This is a genomic window from Methylobacterium frigidaeris (assembly GCF_022179185.1).
Classification (GTDB): Bacteria; Pseudomonadota; Alphaproteobacteria; order Rhizobiales; family Beijerinckiaceae; genus Methylobacterium; species Methylobacterium frigidaeris.
The window spans coordinates 286,193-302,693 of sequence record NZ_BPQJ01000002.1; the positions used below are offsets into that span (position 1 = coordinate 286,193).

Sequence of the window (16,501 nt, forward strand, 5' to 3'; positions counted from 1 at the left end):
GGAATGTCCCGCCCTCCCGACCCGCTGAACGCCGCGTGCGACCCCGACCGCCTCGCCGCGCTCGAGGCCTACGCCATCCTCGACACCCTGCCCGAGCAGGGGTTCGACGATGTCGTGCGCCTGGCGAGCCGGCTGTGCGATACGCCGATCGCGCTGGTGAGCCTGGTCGCCGGCACGCGGCAATGGTTCAAGGCCCGCACCGGCTTCCCCCTCCCGCAGACCGATCTCAGCCGCTCGGTCTGCGCCCACGCCCTGGCGCAGCCGGATTCGCTCCTCGTCATCCCGGACCTGACCCAGGACCCCCGCACCCGCGACAACCCGCTCGTCACCGCCAATCCCGGCATCCGGTTCTATGCCGGCGCACCCCTGCGCACGCCGGAAGGGCACGTGCTCGGCACGCTCTGCGTGATCGACTACGTGTCCCGGCCGGCGGGCCTTGACGCCGCCGAGGCCGACGACCTGCGGGCGCTCGCCCGGCAGGTGACGGCCCAGCTGGCCCTGCGCCGGGCGGTGGCGGACCAGGAGGCGGCCCTGCGGACGGCGCGGGCCACCGAGGAGCGCTACCGCCGGGCGGCGCAGGCCACCAGCGACGCGATCTGGGACTGGGACTTCGCCGCCGACCACGTGCTGTGGAACGAGGCGCTGGAGGCCGCCTACGGCCACGCGCTCTCGGACGTCGCGCCGACCGGCGCGTGGTGGATCGACCACATCCATCCCGACGACCGCGCCCGGATCGACGCCTCGATCCACGCCGTCATCGACGGCACCGGGACGGTCTGGAGCGACGAGTACCGCTTCCGCCGCGCCGACGGCACGTTCGCCCACGTCTTCGACCGCGGCTCGGTGATCCGCGCCGAGGACGGCCGCGCGGTGCGGATGATCGGCGCCATGCTCGACCTCACCGAGCGCCGGCGCGCCGAGGCCGACCGGCGCGAATCCGAGCGCCGGCTCGACCTGGAGCGCGGCCTGCTCGAAGCGGTCTTCCGGCAGGCGCCGGTCGGCATCTCGGTCGCCGGGATCGGGCCGGGCGCGCCGAACCTCGTCAACGCCCGGGCCGAGGCGATCCTGGGCCACGGGCTGGGCGTGCCCGGGCTCTCCCGCTACGAGTCCTTCCGCGCCGTGCATGCCGACGGGCGCGCTTACGCGCCGGACGACTACCCGTCCCTGCGCGCCCTCCGCGACGGCGCGATGGTGACCGGCGAGGCGATGCGCTACCGCCACGCCGCCACCGGCGCCTTGCGCCTGCTCGAGGTCTCGAGCGCCCCGGTGCGGGACGAGGACGGGGCGATCCGGGCGGCGGTCACGGTCTTCCTCGACGTGACCGAGCAGCGCGAAGCCGAGGCGGCGTTGCGCCGTCTCGCTCTCGTCGCCGAGCAATCGAGCGACTTCATCGCCATCGCCGACGCGGAGGGGGCCATCGACTACGTCAACCCGGCCGGCCGGACCCTGGTGGGCGTGAGCGAGGCAGCGGCGCGGGACGCGCGCCTGACCGACTTCTTTTCCCCCGAAGACCTGCCCTTCGCCGAAGGCACGATCCTGCCCGCGATCCGGGCCGGCAGGAACTGGAGCGGCGAGTTCCGCATGCGCAACCTCGCCACCGGAGCCGTGGTGCCGGTGCGCTACAGCCTGTTCCCCCTGACCGGGCCCGGCGGGGCCTTCGAGGGCTTCGCGGCGGTGAGCCACGACATCTCGGCCCGCAAGGCGGCGGAAGCGCAGCAGGAGATTCTCAACCGCGAGCTGAGCCACCGGCTCAAGAACACCCTGGCAATGGTGCAGGCCATCGCCGTGCAGACCCTGCGCAACGCCACCGACCCGGCGGCGGCCCGCGAGGCGCTGGTGGCCCGGCTGGTCGCGCTCGGCAAGGCGCACGACATCCTGCTGACCGGCGCGGGCGAGAGCGCCTCCCTGCGGGCGGTGCTCGAGGGCGCGCTGGCGATCCACGACGACGGCCGGCTCGGCCGCTTCCGGCTCACGGGGCCGCCGGTGCCCTGCGGGGCACCGGCGGCGCTCTCCCTCGCCCTGATGGCGCACGAGCTCGCCACCAACGCAGTCAAGTACGGGGCCCTGCGCACCCCTGACGGCCACGTCACCCTCGACTGGACGGTCACCGACGCCGCCGCGCCGGTCCTGGCCCTGCGCTGGCAGGAGCATGGCGGTCCGCTCGTGACGCCGCCCGCCCGCAAGGGCTTCGGCTCGCGCCTGATCGAACGGAGCCTCGCCGGCACCGTCGACGGCGAGGTCGCCACGCATTACCCGCCCGAGGGGGTGGTGTGCACGCTGACGGCGCCGCTGGCGGAGCTGCGGCGCGGGGAGTGAGGGACGGCCTCCCTGTTCGAACCAGTTCGAAGAGCCAACAGGCCTGTCCCACCCTCGACCTCATCCTGAGGTCGAGGGTGGGAGCAGACACCATCTCGGCATTGTTGAGATCGGGCGTCAGGGCGCGTGTTCAGAACCGCACCACCTCGCTCCCGTTCACCGCCCGCACCATCCCGCTCGGCCGCCCTCCCGTCCCGGTGAGCGCGAGGTGGCGGTCTCCCCCCGGCGCCAGATGGAACCAGTTGTCGGACGGGCGCCCCACGCCGTCGAGCACCACATGCACCCCCAGGGCGTGCCGCTCGGCCGCGACCCGCAGCACGAATCCGTCGCCATCCTGGTCGAGCGCGGCAGAGAGGCCGATCTCCCGCGGTGTCGCGTCCCGACCGGCCGGAAAGTGGAACGCCTCGGCGAGGGGCACCCCGTCGGCACGGTCGAGCCGCAGATGCGCCAGCGCATGCGCCGCCGGGCCGAAGCGGTAGGCTACGGTCGCGTCGAAGAAGCGGCCGAGCAAGGCGGCCGAGGATAGCGAGACCGCCGCACGGGGCTTGAGCGACAGGGTCCGCTCCGCCTTTGCGGCGACCTTGCCGATGGCGCTGGTGAAGGTCAGCGTGAGGGCGACGTCGAGGCCGTGCGCGGTCTCGTTCAACAGGTGGACGTGGAGGCCGTTCAGCCCCTCGTCCGACAGCACCGCCTGCACCGGCCGGAAGGCGCGCTTGAGGGCGTACCAGGCCGATTTCGGCCGCCCAGCGACGTCGAGCACGCCCCAGCCCGCCCCCGGCGCGACGTCGTGGATGAGCCAGACCAGGCCGCCGGCGGTGATCGAGCCGGTGCGGCGCCACTCGGCGAAGGTCGCCTCCATCACCTCGGCGACCGCGGCGCGACCGAGCGTCAGGTAGCGCTCCGGATCGTCTCGGCGCAGGGTTTCGGGATCGATGCCGTAGAGGGTGCCGACATAATGGTCGCGCACGCCCTCGAAGTCCCAGTCGGCGCCGCGGTCGCGCGGGACGCCGAGGCCCCAGGCGGGCTCGCGCGGGTCGGTCAGCCCTGCCTCGCGCAAGGCCACGGGTTCGGGCACGTTGGCGAAGGCCAGGCACTCGGAGGCGAAGCGCACCTCGGCGCGGCGTGCATCCTCGAACGGCCGGCCATAGGCACCGACGCCGTAATAGTGGGTCACGCCCGCGTTGGTGGAGAACGGCAGGTCGCCGCCCGAGGGCGAGTTCGGCACCACGACGAGGTCGGGCCGGCGCGCGGCGACACCCTCGCGCAGCATCGCCTCCACCGCCGTCGCCCGCCAGACCGATTCGGGAAAGCCCAGCATCGCGGCCTGCTGCTCGACCTCGCTGCCGCCGCCGACGACGCAGAGCGAGGGCGAGGTCTGGAGCCGGTCGAGGAGGTGCGCGATCTCGGAGTCGAGCGCCGTGCGGAAGGCAGGATCGTCGACGGGATAGTCGAAATTGGCCAGCATCAGGTCCTGCCAGACCAGGATGCCGAACTCGTCGCAGAGGTCGTGGAAGGGTTGCGCCTCGTAGAGCATCGTGCCGCCGACCCGCAGCATGGTCATGCCGGCCTCGGCGGCGAGCGCCAGGAGCGGGGCGTAAGCCGCGCGGTCGCCCGGCAGCCCGACGAGGTCGGGCGGGGTCCAGCAGGCGCCGCGGCAGAAGACCGGCACGCCGTTGACCGCGAGGCTCAGGCCCTCCGCGAAGGGGCGGGCCTGCGTGATGGTGCGGAAGCCGACGCGGCCGAGGTCGAACGTCGCAGCCCCGGCCTCGACCGCGACGGCGTGCAAACGCGGCTCGCCATGCGTGTGCGGCCACCACAGCGCGATGCCCGGCAGCGCGAGCCGGCCCTCGAACCGGCCGGGTGCGGTCTCGGTGAGACCGAGCGCGCGGCCGTCGCAGTGCAGAGTGACGGGACCGCCGGCATCCGGAAAGCTCAGGCGAACGGCCAGGATCCCTGTCCCGTCCTCGACGCTCGCCCGCAGGTCGATGTCGGTGGGCCGCCCCCCCTCCCCTCTCCGGGTGATCGGCCGGTACGGGCCGACGGCGTCGACGCTCGGGCACCATCCCGGCATGAAGCCGAGCAAGGTCGTGCGGGCGTGGCGGAGCGATCCGGGGGTGGCGAGCTGGGGCCGCCAGCGGCCGCGCTTGTGCGGCCGGGCGAGGTCCTGCGCCAGCGAGCGGAAGGCGAGCGCGAGGCTGTGGGTGCCGTCGAGGTCGACCGCGACCTCGTGGGCCAGGAACATCGAGCGCGAGGCGAGCAGGAGCCTTCCGTCGAGCCAGACCTCGCAGAGCGTCGCCAGGCCCTCGAAGCGCAGGATCTCGCGGCCCTGGCCTTCGAGCTGCGTGCGGTACCAGATGTCCGAGCCGTGCAGCGGCCTCGGCTCGCGGTCCGACCATCGGCCGGCGGCGCGCAGGGCACCCGCGGCGGTGCCGGGCACCGGGGCGGGGATGAAGCCGGTCAAGGTGTCGAGGTCGCCGGGCTCGGCGCAGGCACCGGGTCCGCTCACGATCATCTCCCACGGACCGTCGAGGGTCCGGTCGACGGTCCGCAGAAGGGCCATGCTGTCGCCAGTGTCCGCTTGATGAAATTGGTCAAGAATATCCCACCCGCGACCTCGTCCTGAGGTGTGAGCGAAGCGACCCTCGAAGGAGGGCTCCGGAGAGCGCTGATACCGCCGCACCTTCGAACAGACGCGTTCGATGGTGCAAGGCAAGCCCGAATGGGCGCCGGCGCTGATGCGCCGGTCGCCTTCGCATCGACGCGTCGATGCGAAGGCGCGAGGGTATGAGACTTCCGGAACTCTCCTTCGAGGCCGCTGCGCGACACCTCAGGACGAGGTCGTGGGTGGGAGTGGAAGAACAAGCGGGCTCTCAGCCCGTCGCGAGCGCCCGGTCGAGGGCGGCGAACACCGCCGCGTAGGTCGCCTCGGCGGACGACAGGCGCTCGGGCAGTCCCGTGAGCTTCCCGCGGGCGAAGGCGCGGGCGAGCTGGAACTGGAACGCCTTGGCCTCCTGCGCGAGCCGTGTTGCCGCCTCCGCCGCCTCGCCGAACGGCCCGGCTCCCGCCTCGGTCAGCCAGGCGAGATGGCTGCCCAGAAGCTCGAAATTCGCCCCGAGCTGGCGCGTCGTGTTGAAGGCGTAGGCGTGGAAGGCGGAGAGCGGACGCTGCACGAAGGCGTCCTCCTTCGCCGCCAGAGCCTCGCGGAAGGCGCTGACCGGATTGCGCTCGGGCGCGTGGGCGCGGTGCCGGCGCAGCAGCGCCAGGGCGGCACCCGGCAGTTCAGGCCCCGTCAGCGCCGGACCGCACGGCTTCACGAACTCGGCATAGGGCAGGAGCCTCCCCCTCGCGAAGACGCCGTCGTAATCGGCCCCCTCGAGCTGGAAGCGCCCGGCATTGTGGATGTAGTCGAGGAAGCGTTTCTCCGGATCGAGGGCCAGGATCGCGATGGTGGTCTTCGAGGCCTCGCGCCCGTAGGTGGTGCCGGCCGTGTCGGGCAGGTAGAAGGCGTCGACCTCGACCAGGACCGGAAGCCCGCGCACCGCCTGAACTTGGGCGTGGCTCTCCAGATTCTCGTAGAGTGCCAGCTCCAGGATCTCCAGGCCGTAGAGCGCCTCGACGTCGGCGGCCTTCGGCTTGAAGAACGTGAACTGGTCGCCCTCGAAATCCTGCCGCAGGGTGAAGCCCAGCATCGCTTCCGGCGCGAGCCCGCGCAGGTGCAGCAGCTCGATCCACAGATCGACGTAGCAGTTCGTCTCCGGCCAGGTCCGGTCGGGGGCGTGGAGCGCGTGCGGGACGTAGCGGGGGGCCGCGGACGTCTCCGTCCGCGGCGCCTCGATCGGAAGGGCGAGGGCGGCCGACATCGCGGCCTCAGCCGAAGAGCTGGGCGCGGACATCCGCCGGCCAGGCGTCGAGGTCGAGGCCGTGGTGGCGCAGCAGCGCGAGGGTGATCCGCTCCAGGCCGAAGCCGACGCAGGCCGTGTGGGCGACCGAGCCGTCGGCCTGATGGATGCCCCATGTCGTGCCGAAATGGTCCTGGTGGTAGTTGAAGCTGAGGCAGGCGGTCGGCTTGTCCTCGCTGTTGACCGGCACGTTCAGCTCGAACTTCAGCGCCTGGGCGCGCTGGTTGTTGGCGAGCATCTTGCCGGCGCGGCCGAAGAACGGATCGTTGGCCGGGTCGATGGCGAGCGGGAGGCCGAGATCGCTCATCATCGTGGTGCCGCGCTGGAGCCACAGCTCGCGGAAGGCCAGCACCTGCTCCGGCGTGCCCATGCGGACGTATTCGCGCATGCGGAAGAGCTGCATGCGGGTCGGCTCGAGGGAGGGCTCGTGCCGGAAGCAGTAGGATTGCAGGTCGAACAGCAGCCCGTCCTCCGGCAGCCGGCCGCGGGCGGCGGCGACGGGGTAGAGCGGGTAGCAGGCGGCCGGCGTGAGCACGATGTCGGTCGCGGCCTGCTTGGCGGTCCAGTCCTCGCCGGCGTCGAGACAAGCGAGCAGCCGGGCGTGGTCGGCCTCGTTGCCGCAGAAGCTGTGCACCGTGCCGGCGAGGTGCGGGAAGCCCTTGAGATAGCCGCTGCGCTCGAAGCTGGAGCGGGCCATGCCGGGCGGAAAGCGCAGGGCCTCGGCGCCATCGGCTCCGCCGATGCGCGAGACCAGGCGGTCCAGGGCTTCGACCACGCTCTCGAAGGCGCCGGAGCGGCCGTAGAGCCCGTCGACCCCGGTCCGGATCAGGAGGCCGCGGTCGAACAGGCGGTCGAGGAACGAGCGCGGCTCGGGGGCCGCATCGGTGAGCGCCTCGTCGGCGACGGGCAGGAGATCGGAGGAGAGGCTCTGGTCCATCACGCGCTCAGGAGCTTGCCGCTGCCCTTCTGCACCAGCAGGAGGTTGGCGGTGTTGGAGAGGATGCGGTCGTTGCTGATCATCAGCGGCGCCGAGAGGACGTCGCGCAGCTGCCGGCCGAGGCTGAACGGGGTGCCGTTCTTGTAGCCGGCGATGCCCACCACCGAGAGGGCGCGCTGCACGATGTCGACGGCCTGAGCCGAGACCGTGGTCTTGACGTTGTTGAGCATGATCGAGAAGCCGATCGCGCTGAGCGCGTCCGGGTCGCCCTTGGCGGCCTCGTAGCGCGCGAGCCCGGCGACGACCGTGCTCTTCATCGCCTGGAGCGCGTTGGCGGCTTCGGCGAGACGGAGCGCGCCCGGAGGCACCTGGCCCGGCTTCTTGCGCGCCTCGCCCTGCACGAAGGCGCGGGCGCGGTCGACCGCGTAGCTCGCGATTCCGAACCACACGCTGCCCCAGAGCAGGTGGGAGGCGGCGAGCATCGATTGCGCGGCGATCTCCGCGAAGGGCTTCTGCAGCACCTGGGCGAGCGGCAGACCCTCGGCCTTGAGCAGGAAGCCGTCGCTGCAGGTGCCGCGCATGCCGAGCGTGTCCCACACGCTGGTGCGCTCGAGCGTGATCTGATCGGAGAGGAGCGCCACCAGCACCTGGTCAGAGGTCGCGGCCTCCTTGTGGCGGCGGGCGGTCGCCAGAATCAGGTCGGCCTGCGCGCCATAGGAGATGACGCTCGCCTCCTTGGTCAACCGGAAGGTGTCGCCCTCGGCCTCGACCGCGCAGAGGCTGTTGCGCAGATCGCCGCCGATGCCGGCCTCGGTGGTCGAGGAGGCGATCAGCAATTGCTCGCTTGCGATCCGCTCCATCAGCGTGCAGTGCCAGGCGCTATCGAGCCCGTGGGTGACGAGGCTCGCGAGCTTGATGTGGTGCATCGCGAACACCATCGCGGCGGCCGAGCAGGCGCGCCCGAGGATGGCGCAGAGCTCGGCGATCTCGCTCATCGAGGCCCCCTCCCCTCCCAGGGAGCGAGGCACCTGGATCCCGAGCAGTCGCTCGGCCTTGAGCGCGGCGACCGCCTCGGCCGGGAACCGGCCCGCGCGGTCGACCGCGTCGGCATGGCGCGCGGCTTCCTCCGCGACGCGCTTGGCCCGCGCGTCGAGGGCGCCCGCCGCGGCGGCCGCCGCGGCGGGCAGAGCCGCCGCGACCTCGACGTGCACGTTCATGCGGCCTCCTGCCGGGCGAGACCCGCGACGGTGTCCCGGATGATGCGGATGGTCGAGAACGAGCGCCGACCGAGGGCCGAATCGGGAAACTCGATGTCGAACCGCTCCTCGAGGGCCAGCATCAGCTGCACCGAGCCGAAGGAATCCAGGCCCTTCTCGAACAGGTCGTCGTCGTCAGACAACCCGTCGACCGCGCCCTTCAGCGATTCCAGCGACTTCAGCACGTCCCGGATGTCGGAGATTTCGACCATGAGGCACCACCTTCCTGTATGAGACAAGCTTCTCATCCGGCAGACGAGAATGCAATCTCGGACGCAAGTCTTGGTAAATTTTCGAGTGTCTATTTTAGGGAAAGATTTGATCCACTGCGGGGCGGGCCGGTCGATCCGAGCGGATATGGGACACTCAACTCCGAACAGCTTAACGGCTGGCAAACCGCCGCGCGGACGCTGGGACAGGATTCCGTCAAGCTTACGGATTTCCCGGTGGGGATTAGGCCTTTTGCTTCGTAGGATCCCGCGCCGCCGCGATCCGGCGGCGCGCCATGACCGGTGTGACGTCACGCCTGTGCTCCGGCGTCGATGCGGACCCTAGCGCCGGCGGGACGCGCGATGAAGCGGTCGGCGCCGCCCTCCTTCGAGGTAGGCCGTATGCCCGTCCGGAGGGCCCGCTTCCGCTTCGGGTGGAGCGGAAGCCCCCTACCCTCCCCTGCCGGAGGCCTCCGCCCTGGGGCGCCCCTGGCGCCGGACGCTTGCGCAGGGCTTGCGCCGGTGGCGCGGCCGCGATTGCGAATCGGGGCGGAAACGCGCCAATTGCAGCTTGAACGCCGAACCGGCGAATTTTCTGCAAACAGGGCAAGCGAGGATGAATCAGCACACGCCGCCGCAACCCCCCGCCCCGGTGGCGCCCGCCGCGATGATCGGTGCCCACGCCGCGACGCTCCGCGAGCAGCTGCAGGCGATCTCCTCGGGCCTGTTTCCGCCTACCGCCGCCAAGGGGCTGCGCCGCTTCACCTCGACGGAGGCCGCCCGGATCATCGGCGTGACGGCGTCGCGCTTGCAGCAGCTCGCCGCCGACGGGCTCGGGCCGCAGCCGGAGGTCTCGGCCAACGGGCGCCGCTCCTACTCGCTGGCCGATATCCACGGCTTGCGCGCCTATCTCGACGAGAACACGCGGGGCGGCCGGCGCTACCAGCCGCGGCGGTCCGCGTCCGAGCACCTGCAGGTCGTGGCGGTGGCGAACTTCAAGGGCGGCTCAGGCAAGACCACCACCACCGCCCACCTCGCCCAGGCCCTGGTGCTGCGCGGCTACCGGGTGCTCGCCATCGACCTCGATCCCCAGGCCAGCCTCTCGGCCCTGATGGGCGTGCAGCCGGAGCTCGATGTCGGCGCCGACGAGACGCTCTACGGCGCGATCCGCTACGACGACGCGAAACCCCTGCGCGACGTGGTGCGACCGACCTACTTCACCGGCCTCGACCTGGTGCCGGCCAATCTCGAATTGATGGAGTTCGAGCACGAGACGCCGCGGGCCTTGAGCCGCCGTCGGGCCGGCGAGCCGCTGTTCTTCGACCGGGTCGCCCACGCGATCGAGGCGGTGGCCGACGATTACGACATCGTCGTCATCGATTGCCCGCCGCAGCTCGGCTACCTGACGCTCTCGGCGCTCTGCGCCGCGACCTCGCTGCTGATCACCGTGCATCCGCAGATGCTCGACGTCGCCTCGATGAGCCAGTTCCTGGCGATGACCGAGGACCTGCTCGGCGTGGTGGCCGAATCCGGCGGGCGGCTGCAATACGACTGGCTGCGCTACCTCGTGACCCGCTACGAGCAGCAGGACGCGCCGCAGACCCGCATCGTCGGCATGCTGCGCACCCTGTTCGAGGACGCCGTGCTGACCGCGCCGATGCTGAAATCCTCGGCGGTGTCCGATGCCGGCCTGTCGAAGCAGACTCTCTACGAGATCGGCCGCGAGAGCGTGACCCGCTCGACCTACGACCGGGCGCTCGAATCGCTCGAGGCCGTCAACGGCGAGATCGAGGGCCTGATCCGCCGCGCCTGGAGCCGCCCATGAGCCGCAAGTCGAACCTCGACGCGCTGTTCGGCGCCAAGCCGCAATCGAAGCCCGCCACCTCCCCCGAAGCGCCGCCGGCGCCGGCGCCGGAGCCGGAGCCGTTTGCAGCTGCAAACCCCAATCCCCCCGAGCCCGAGTTTGCAGCTGCAAACCCCCGCGCCCAGGAGTCCCGTGTCCTCGAGCGCAGCCGCAGCGGCGCGGTGCGGGCGATGAGCAGCACCCTGCGCGGACTCGCCGCCCGGGCCGACGCCGCGGCGGAGATCGAGGCCGGCACCGTCGTCGTCGAGATCGAGCCGGAGCGGATCGACGATTCCTTCATCGCCGACCGGGTGGCGGATGCCAACGATCCGGGCCTCGCCGCGCTGGTCGAGAGCATTCGCGAGAGCGGCCAGCAGGTGCCGATCCTGGTCCGGCCGCACCCGGAAGTGCCCGAGCGCTACCAGGTCGCCTATGGCCGACGCCGCATCCAGGCGGCGCGGCGCCTCGACCGGTCCGTCCGCGCCGTGGTGCGCCCGCTCACCGATGCCGAGTTGGTGGTGGCGCAGGGCAAGGAGAACCTGGAGCGGCAGGACCTGAGCTACATCGAGCGGGCCTTCTTCGCCCTGCGGCTCGAGGAGCACGGCTTCCCCCGCGCCACGATCACCGCCGCGATGGGTGTCGGCAAGGGCGATCTCTCCACCCTGATCTCGGTGGCGCGCACGGTGCCGGCGGAGATCGTCCGGGCGATCGGCCCGGCCCCGGCCGCCGGACGGCCGCGCTGGATGCTGCTCGCCGAGCGGATCAAGGCCGCCCGGCCCGGCCGGGTCGCGAGCCTTCTCGCCGATGCCGGCTTCCAGGAGAGGCCCACCAACGAGCGCTTCGCCGCCGTGCTGAACGCGCTGGCACCCCCTGCCGCGAAGCCGCCGGCGCCGCAGGTGTGGAGCGACGAGGCGGGCCGCGGCATCGCCCGGATCGAGCGCAGGCCCGACCGGGTCGCCCTGTCCTTCGACGAGACCCTGGAGCCCGGCCTCGCCGATTACGTCCTCGATCGGCTGCCGGAGATTCTGGCCGCCTACCGGGCCGGCCGCGCCAGACCCTGACGCCGTCACTCCGGCTCGAAGGCGGTGATGATCGGGCACGGCCCGGTCTCGCTCGCTCCGCAGGCCCGGGCGAGACGCTCGAGCGCATCACGGGCCGCACGCAGCTCGGCGATCCGGGCATCGAGGGCGTCGATGCGGAAACGGGCGAGTTCCCGCGCCCGGGCCCGGTCCTCGCCGGCATCGAGCGCGAGAAGCTCTGCGATCTCCTCGAGGGTGAAGCCCGCCCCTTGCGCCGAGCGGATGAAGCGCAGGCGCCGGATCTCATCGGCCCCGTAGCGCCGGATGGCACCCGCCCGCGCCGGCACCGGCAGCAGGCCGCGCCGCTGGTAGTAGCGGATCGTCTCGACCCCGACGCCGCCGGCGCGGGCGAGACCGGCGATCGTCAGGTCGGACGACATCGGGAGGGACATGGCTTGACTCCGTAGCACGGTACGGATGCTACGCCCTCGGCCTCCCGTTGGCACGAGACGAGATCGCCCGATGAGCACCTTGCCCGCCCGCACAGCCACGCTCTACCGGATGGAGACGGACAGCCATGTCTGTCCCTACGGCCTGAAGGCCCGCCACCTGCTTCGGCAGGCCGGCTACACGGTCGACGACCGCCCCCTGACCAGCCGCGAGGCGACCGACCGCTTCAAGGCCGAGCACGGGGTGAAGACCACGCCGCAGGTCTTCATCGCCGGCGAGCGCGTCGGCGGCTACGACGACCTGCGCCGCCGCCTCGGCGAGGCGGTGCGCGATCCGAACGCGGTGAGCTATCGCCCGGTCGCCGCTGTGTTCGGCATGACGGCCCTGATGGCCATGGCGGCGAGCCAGGCCGCCTACGGCACGCCGCTCAGCGTGCGGGCAGGCGAATGGTTCATCGCCTTCAGCATGTGCGTGCTGGCGATCCTCAAGCTGCAGAACGTCGAGACCTTCTCCAGCATGTTCCTCGGCTACGACCTGCTTAGCCGGCGCTGGGTGCCCTACGCCTCGATCTACCCTTACGCCGAAGCGCTCGCCGGCCTCCTGATGGCCGCCGGGGTGCTGACCTGGATCTCGGTCCCGGTGGCCCTCGTCATCGGCGGGATCGGCGCGGTCTCGGTGTTCAAGGCGGTCTATCTCGACCGGCGCGAGCTGAGATGCGCCTGCGTCGGCGGCGGCAGCTACGTGCCCCTCGGCTTCGTGTCGCTGACCGAGAACCTGATGATGGTGGCGATGGCCGTGTGGATGGCCGCGACGGCCCTCTGATCATCGCGGGGGAACCATCAGGCGGGAGCGACGATGGACCCGAGAGATCCATCGTCACGAAGATCCGCTCGCATCGAGGCCCACCATGCGCCACACCCTCCTGATCCTCTCCCTCCTGGTACCCGCTGCCGCGACGGCCCAGACCGCACCCGATCCGGCCCCGGCGGAGGGGCGCCAGGTCTGCGAGGCCAAGGCCGACCAGAACGGGATCACCGGCGACAACCGGGCGACGTATCTTCGCGAATGCGAGGCGGGCGAGCGCCTGGTGCGGGGCGACGCGCCGCGCTGAGGCGAACGGCGGCAGGCCCGGCGCGTTGGTTGTCGCACAGGCACTCGCCGCGGAGCACCCGATGACCGATTGGAGGCCCATCGATCGCGCCCCCCAGGATGGGCGCTGGATCATCGCCATCCACCGGGACGAGCCGGACCGGCGCGCCGTGATCCGCTGGGATCCCGGGCGGGTCGGGGACGGCCGACCCTGGCACGTCGCCACCACCGAGTACGGCTATGCGCCGGACGCGTTCACCCACTGGACGCCGTTCCCGGACCCGCCGGAGCCAGGGCAGGGGGCCTGACCCGTGTCATGCCGCCCGACGCCACGGCCTTCACTTTCGGGGAACTCGTCGCCCGCCTCGGCGCCGCGACCTTGTGCGGTCTGCTGCTCGGCCTGGAACGGGAATGGCGGGCCAAGGATGCGGGCCTGCGCACCCACGCCCTCGTCGCCTTGAGTTCGGCCGTCATCACCACCTCGGCGCTCAGCCTCTACGCGGCGGTGCGCCGGGAGGGTGGGGACGCCGACCCGCTCCGGGTCATCCAGGGATTGGCACAGGCGATCGGCTTTATCTCGGCCGGCACCATCTTCGTCGCTCGCCGCAACGTGAGGAACCTGACCACCGCGGCGAGCCTCTGGTTCTCGGCCTCCACCGGCATCGTCGCCGGGGCGGCGCAGTTCACCCTGCTCGCCGTCGCGATGGGGTTCGGCCTGACGATCCTGATCGTGATGAAGCTGTTCGACCGCGTCGGTCTGCAGGGCGGCGAGGAGCGGTGACTGGCGCCCACCCGGCGCGGGTTTCGCGTCTGCCAAACGGGTTTTGCAGGCGGGTCTTGCCCTATTGGCCGGGTTGCGCGGCCCGGGTCGGCATGGGACAAAATAACAAGCACCGCCGCGATGGCGTCGCGGCGGTGCTCACCCTCGACGAGGGCCTTCCTCCCCAGACTTCGGGCCGCTCTCGAGGGCGACCTGTTTCGTGTCTGTGATCACAGTGGTACCCGTCGATTTGCGCCCGCACAAGCACAATTGTGCGTCATTCGCGGGCATCTGGCATTTTGATGCGCAAACGGCGGGGAGGGGAGGGGGCCTGCGCGCCCCATCCCGGATCCACCCTGACGGCGCGCGAGCCGGCCGTCAGATCGGATGCGCCGCGTGCCCGGTCGGCTCGCGCCGGCTCGTCTTCGGGCCGCCGGCCTCCGGCCGGATCCGCACCGGCACCGATTTCGCCGCTGGCGTCCCCGACTGTACGTCGTGGTGCGAGAGCGCCATCAGCGGGTTCATCTCGGGGTAGTAGGCCCCCAGGCACCCGTCCGGCAGGGAGAACGGCGTCACCGTGAGGCCGGTCACTTCCCGGGCGATCCCATCGCCGGCATCGCTGACGAGGGAGACGACCTGGCCCTCGCGCAAGCCCGCCCGGCGGATCTCGCCCGGGTTCATCAGGAGCACGTCGCGGGTGCCCTCGATCCCCCGCAGGCGGTCGCTGTAGCCGTAGATCGTGGTGTTGAACTGGTCGTTCGAGCGCATGGTGATGAGCCGGTAGCGGCCGGGCTCGTCGTCGAACCCGGTGGCCGACATCACCTGGGGTGCGGTGAACTCGGCCTTGCCGCTCTCCGTCTTCCAGATCCGCTCGCGCGCCGAGTTGCCGCGGTAGAAGCCGCCGGGGATCCAGAGCCGGTCGTTGAAGTCGTGGAACTCTTCCCGGTAGGTCTTGGCGATCTCGTCGCGGATCAGCCCGTAATCGCCGACCCACGCGTCCCACGTCACCTTCGGGTTCGGCGCCAGCGTCGCCTTGGCGATGCCGGCCACGATCGCGACCTCGGACTTCAGGAAATCGCTCGCCGGGGTGCGGCGCCCTTGCGAGCCGTAGATGCAGCTGAACGTGTCCTCAATGCTCACCGCCTGCGGCCCGCTCGCCTGGCGATCCTCCTCGGTGCGGCCGAGGCAGGGCAGCAGGTAGGCGATCTCGCCGTTGACGAGGTGCGAGCGGTTGAGCTTGGTCGCGACCTGCACGGTGAGGCGCATGCCGGTCCAGGCCTTCTCCATCCGGTCCTGGTCGGGGATCGCCCGCACGAAGTTGCCGCCGAGCCCGATGAAGCTGCGGATCTTGCCCGACAGGATGCCCTCGCAGGCCTCGACGGTGTTGACGCCCTTCTCACGCGGCGGCTCGAAGCCGAACTGCTCAGCGAGCCGATCGAGGGGCACCAGCTCCGGCTTCTCCGAGATGCCGACGGTGCGCTGGCCCTGCACGTTGGAGTGACCCCGCACCGGCGACACCCCGGTGCCCTCGCGCCCGATATTGCCCTTGAGCAGCAGCAGGTTGACGACCATCGCGACGTTCTCGAAGCCGTGCACGTGCTGCGTCAGGCCCATGCCGTAGAAGGCACAAGTACGCTCGGCCTCGACGTAGACCTGCGCGGCCGCCTCGATGTCGGCGCGGCTGATCCCGGACTCGCGCTCGATCTCCTCCCACGGCGACGCCCGGACACGCGCCTCGAACGCCTCGAGCCCAGTCGTGTGCTGGGCAATGAAGTCGACGTCGAGGACGCGGGTGCCCCGCGCCTTGGCGGCGTCGTCGGCGGCAAAGACGTGCTTGCACAGGCCGAGCATCACCGCGATGTCGCCGCCGGGCCGGACCTGATGGTACTGCGTGCTGATCTGCGTTGCCTTGCCGGTCAGCATCTCGATCGGGCTCTGCGGGTTGGTGAAGCTCTCGAGCCCCCGCTCGCGCACCGGGTTGAAGGTGATGATCTTCGCGCCGCGCTTCGAGGCTTCCTGCAGCGGGTGCAGGAAGCGCGGCGAGTTGGTGCCGGTGTTCTGGCCGAAGAAGAACAGCGCGTCGCATTTCGACAGGTCGTCGAACACGACCGTGCCGACGCTGGCGCCGATCACCTTCTTCAGGGCCACCGAGGTCGTCTCGTGGCACATGTTGGAGGAATCGGGCAGGTTGTTGTTGCCGTAGAGACGGGCGAACAGGGCGTAGAGATACGAGGTCTCGAGGCTGGCCCGGCCGGAGGAGTAGAACACCACCGATTTCGGATCGAGCAGGCGCAGCTCCGAGCCGATCTCGCGAAAAGCCTCGTCCCAGCCGCAGGGGACGTAACGGTCGCTCGCGCGGTCGTACCGCAGCGGGTGGGTCAGGCGGCCCTGCTGCTCGAGGTCGTAGTCGCTCCAGCCGCGCAGCTCGGTGAGCGTATGCTTGGAAAAGAAGTCCGGCGTGCAGCGCCGCGTCGTCAGCTCCCACAGGGTCGCCTTGGCGCCGTTCTCGCAGAACTCGAAGGGATGATAGTTCGCCGGCTTCGCCCAGGAGCAGGACACGCACATGAAGCCTTTCGGCTTGTTCTGGCGAAACAAGGTCTCGGTGGCGAGCGGCGTCGCCCATTCCTTGCCGAACACCTCGGCGATGCCGCGCACCGAGCCCCAGCCGCCGGCCGGGCTGTCGTAATGGACCGTGTTCTCCTCGACCGACATGCTGGCTCTCC

At 71.1% G+C, this 16,501-nt stretch carries 14 protein-coding genes; 7 read left to right on the plus strand and 7 right to left on the minus strand.

The features are described from left to right. Positions 1 to 3: 3 nt before the first annotated feature. Positions 4 to 2,316 (plus strand): PAS domain S-box protein, encoded by a 2,313-nt coding sequence (locus tag MFF64_RS03220; RefSeq protein ID WP_238189546.1) that lies wholly within the window; start codon positions 4 to 6, stop codon positions 2,314 to 2,316. A 130-nt stretch (positions 2,317 to 2,446) separates the two neighbouring features. Here MFF64_RS03220 and MFF64_RS03225 read toward each other — a convergent pair whose 3' ends face one another. The 5 genes from MFF64_RS03225 to MFF64_RS03245 all read right to left on the minus strand — a co-directional run bounded on the left by MFF64_RS03225 (position 2,447) and on the right by MFF64_RS03245 (position 8,620). Next, positions 2,447 to 4,876 carry a glycosyl hydrolase 2 galactose-binding domain-containing protein gene (locus MFF64_RS03225; protein ID WP_099907232.1) on the minus strand — a complete coding sequence of 810 codons (2,430 nt, stop codon included), beginning with the start codon at positions 4,874 to 4,876 and terminating at the stop codon, positions 2,447 to 2,449. Positions 4,877 to 5,186: 310 nt separating this feature from the next. Continuing rightward, entirely contained in the window at positions 5,187 to 6,176 is a 990-nt protein-coding gene (locus tag MFF64_RS03230) for a DUF1839 family protein (protein WP_099907234.1), read from the minus strand. A 7-nt stretch (positions 6,177 to 6,183) separates the two neighbouring features. Then, positions 6,184 to 7,152: an amino acid--[acyl-carrier-protein] ligase gene (locus tag MFF64_RS03235; RefSeq protein WP_099907236.1), complete on the minus strand. Its 969-nt coding sequence runs from the start codon at positions 7,150 to 7,152 to the stop codon at positions 6,184 to 6,186. Further along, a complete protein-coding gene (locus MFF64_RS03240; protein ID WP_425324408.1) occupies positions 7,152 to 8,339 on the minus strand; it encodes an acyl-CoA dehydrogenase family protein in 1,188 nt (395 codons plus the stop codon). Before MFF64_RS03240 ends, MFF64_RS03235 begins: the two co-directional genes overlap by 1 nt. 26 nt (positions 8,340 to 8,365) lie before the next feature. Further along, complete coding sequence (locus MFF64_RS03245) at positions 8,366 to 8,620, minus strand: acyl carrier protein (protein WP_099907240.1); 255 nt, start codon at positions 8,618 to 8,620, stop codon at positions 8,366 to 8,368. A gap of 613 nt (positions 8,621 to 9,233) precedes the next feature. Here MFF64_RS03245 and repA point away from each other — a divergent pair. Continuing rightward, positions 9,234 to 10,442 carry a plasmid partitioning protein RepA gene (gene repA, locus MFF64_RS03250; protein WP_099907242.1) on the plus strand — a complete coding sequence of 403 codons (1,209 nt, stop codon included), beginning with the start codon at positions 9,234 to 9,236 and terminating at the stop codon, positions 10,440 to 10,442. Next, positions 10,439 to 11,521 (plus strand): plasmid partitioning protein RepB, encoded by a 1,083-nt coding sequence (gene repB / locus MFF64_RS03255; RefSeq protein ID WP_238189555.1) that lies wholly within the window; start codon positions 10,439 to 10,441, stop codon positions 11,519 to 11,521. The genes repA and repB overlap by 4 nt, the downstream gene beginning before the upstream one ends. Before the next feature lie 5 nt (positions 11,522 to 11,526). On the opposite strand, the gene MFF64_RS03260 is transcribed toward repB, so the two are convergent. Further along, positions 11,527 to 11,931: a MerR family transcriptional regulator gene (locus tag MFF64_RS03260; protein WP_207768091.1), complete on the minus strand. Its 405-nt coding sequence runs from the start codon at positions 11,929 to 11,931 to the stop codon at positions 11,527 to 11,529. Positions 11,932 to 12,001: 70 nt separating this feature from the next. Here MFF64_RS03260 and MFF64_RS03265 point away from each other — a divergent pair, with 70 nt between their 5' ends. The 4 genes from MFF64_RS03265 to MFF64_RS03280 all read left to right on the plus strand — a co-directional run bounded on the left by MFF64_RS03265 (position 12,002) and on the right by MFF64_RS03280 (position 13,799). Further along, a complete protein-coding gene (locus MFF64_RS03265) occupies positions 12,002 to 12,751 on the plus strand; it encodes a MauE/DoxX family redox-associated membrane protein (RefSeq protein ID WP_099902856.1) in 750 nt (249 codons plus the stop codon). Positions 12,752 to 12,836: 85 nt separating this feature from the next. Next, positions 12,837 to 13,040 (plus strand): hypothetical protein, encoded by a 204-nt coding sequence (locus MFF64_RS03270; RefSeq protein ID WP_099902858.1) that lies wholly within the window; start codon positions 12,837 to 12,839, stop codon positions 13,038 to 13,040. A 61-nt stretch (positions 13,041 to 13,101) separates the two neighbouring features. After that, positions 13,102 to 13,326, plus strand: coding sequence for a hypothetical protein (locus MFF64_RS03275; RefSeq protein WP_099902860.1), 225 nt, complete (start codon positions 13,102 to 13,104; stop codon positions 13,324 to 13,326). Positions 13,327 to 13,334: 8 nt separating this feature from the next. Further along, entirely contained in the window at positions 13,335 to 13,799 is a 465-nt protein-coding gene (locus tag MFF64_RS03280; protein WP_238189557.1) for an MgtC/SapB family protein, read from the plus strand. A gap of 357 nt (positions 13,800 to 14,156) precedes the next feature. On the opposite strand, the gene MFF64_RS03285 is transcribed toward MFF64_RS03280, so the two are convergent. After that, a complete protein-coding gene (locus tag MFF64_RS03285; protein ID WP_099902966.1) occupies positions 14,157 to 16,490 on the minus strand; it encodes an FdhF/YdeP family oxidoreductase in 2,334 nt (777 codons plus the stop codon). Between the last annotated feature and the right edge of the window lie 11 nt (positions 16,491 to 16,501).

Bases quoted from the DNA above. Each gene is read 5' to 3' on its own strand.
- MFF64_RS03220 (WP_238189546.1), top strand. From the start codon at position 4: ATGTCCCGCCCTCCCGACCCGCTGAACGCCGCGTGCGACCCCGACCGC.
- repA (WP_099907242.1), top strand. From the start codon at position 9,234: ATGAATCAGCACACGCCGCCGCAACCCCCCGCCCCGGTGGCGCCCGCC.
- MFF64_RS03235 (WP_099907236.1), bottom strand. From the start codon at position 7,152: ATGGACCAGAGCCTCTCCTCCGATCTCCTGCCCGTCGCCGACGAGGCG.
- repB (WP_238189555.1), top strand. From the start codon at position 10,439: ATGAGCCGCAAGTCGAACCTCGACGCGCTGTTCGGCGCCAAGCCGCAA.
- MFF64_RS03225 (WP_099907232.1), bottom strand. From the start codon at position 4,876: ATGGCCCTTCTGCGGACCGTCGACCGGACCCTCGACGGTCCGTGGGAG.
- MFF64_RS03270 (WP_099902858.1), top strand. From the start codon at position 12,837: ATGCGCCACACCCTCCTGATCCTCTCCCTCCTGGTACCCGCTGCCGCG.
- MFF64_RS03230 (WP_099907234.1), bottom strand. From the start codon at position 6,176: ATGTCGGCCGCCCTCGCCCTTCCGATCGAGGCGCCGCGGACGGAGACG.
- MFF64_RS03260 (WP_207768091.1), bottom strand. From the start codon at position 11,931: ATGTCCCTCCCGATGTCGTCCGACCTGACGATCGCCGGTCTCGCCCGC.
- MFF64_RS03275 (WP_099902860.1), top strand. From the start codon at position 13,102: ATGACCGATTGGAGGCCCATCGATCGCGCCCCCCAGGATGGGCGCTGG.
- MFF64_RS03265 (WP_099902856.1), top strand. From the start codon at position 12,002: ATGAGCACCTTGCCCGCCCGCACAGCCACGCTCTACCGGATGGAGACG.
- MFF64_RS03285 (WP_099902966.1), bottom strand. From the start codon at position 16,490: ATGTCGGTCGAGGAGAACACGGTCCATTACGACAGCCCGGCCGGCGGC.
- MFF64_RS03280 (WP_238189557.1), top strand. From the start codon at position 13,335: ATGCCGCCCGACGCCACGGCCTTCACTTTCGGGGAACTCGTCGCCCGC.
- MFF64_RS03245 (WP_099907240.1), bottom strand. From the start codon at position 8,620: ATGGTCGAAATCTCCGACATCCGGGACGTGCTGAAGTCGCTGGAATCG.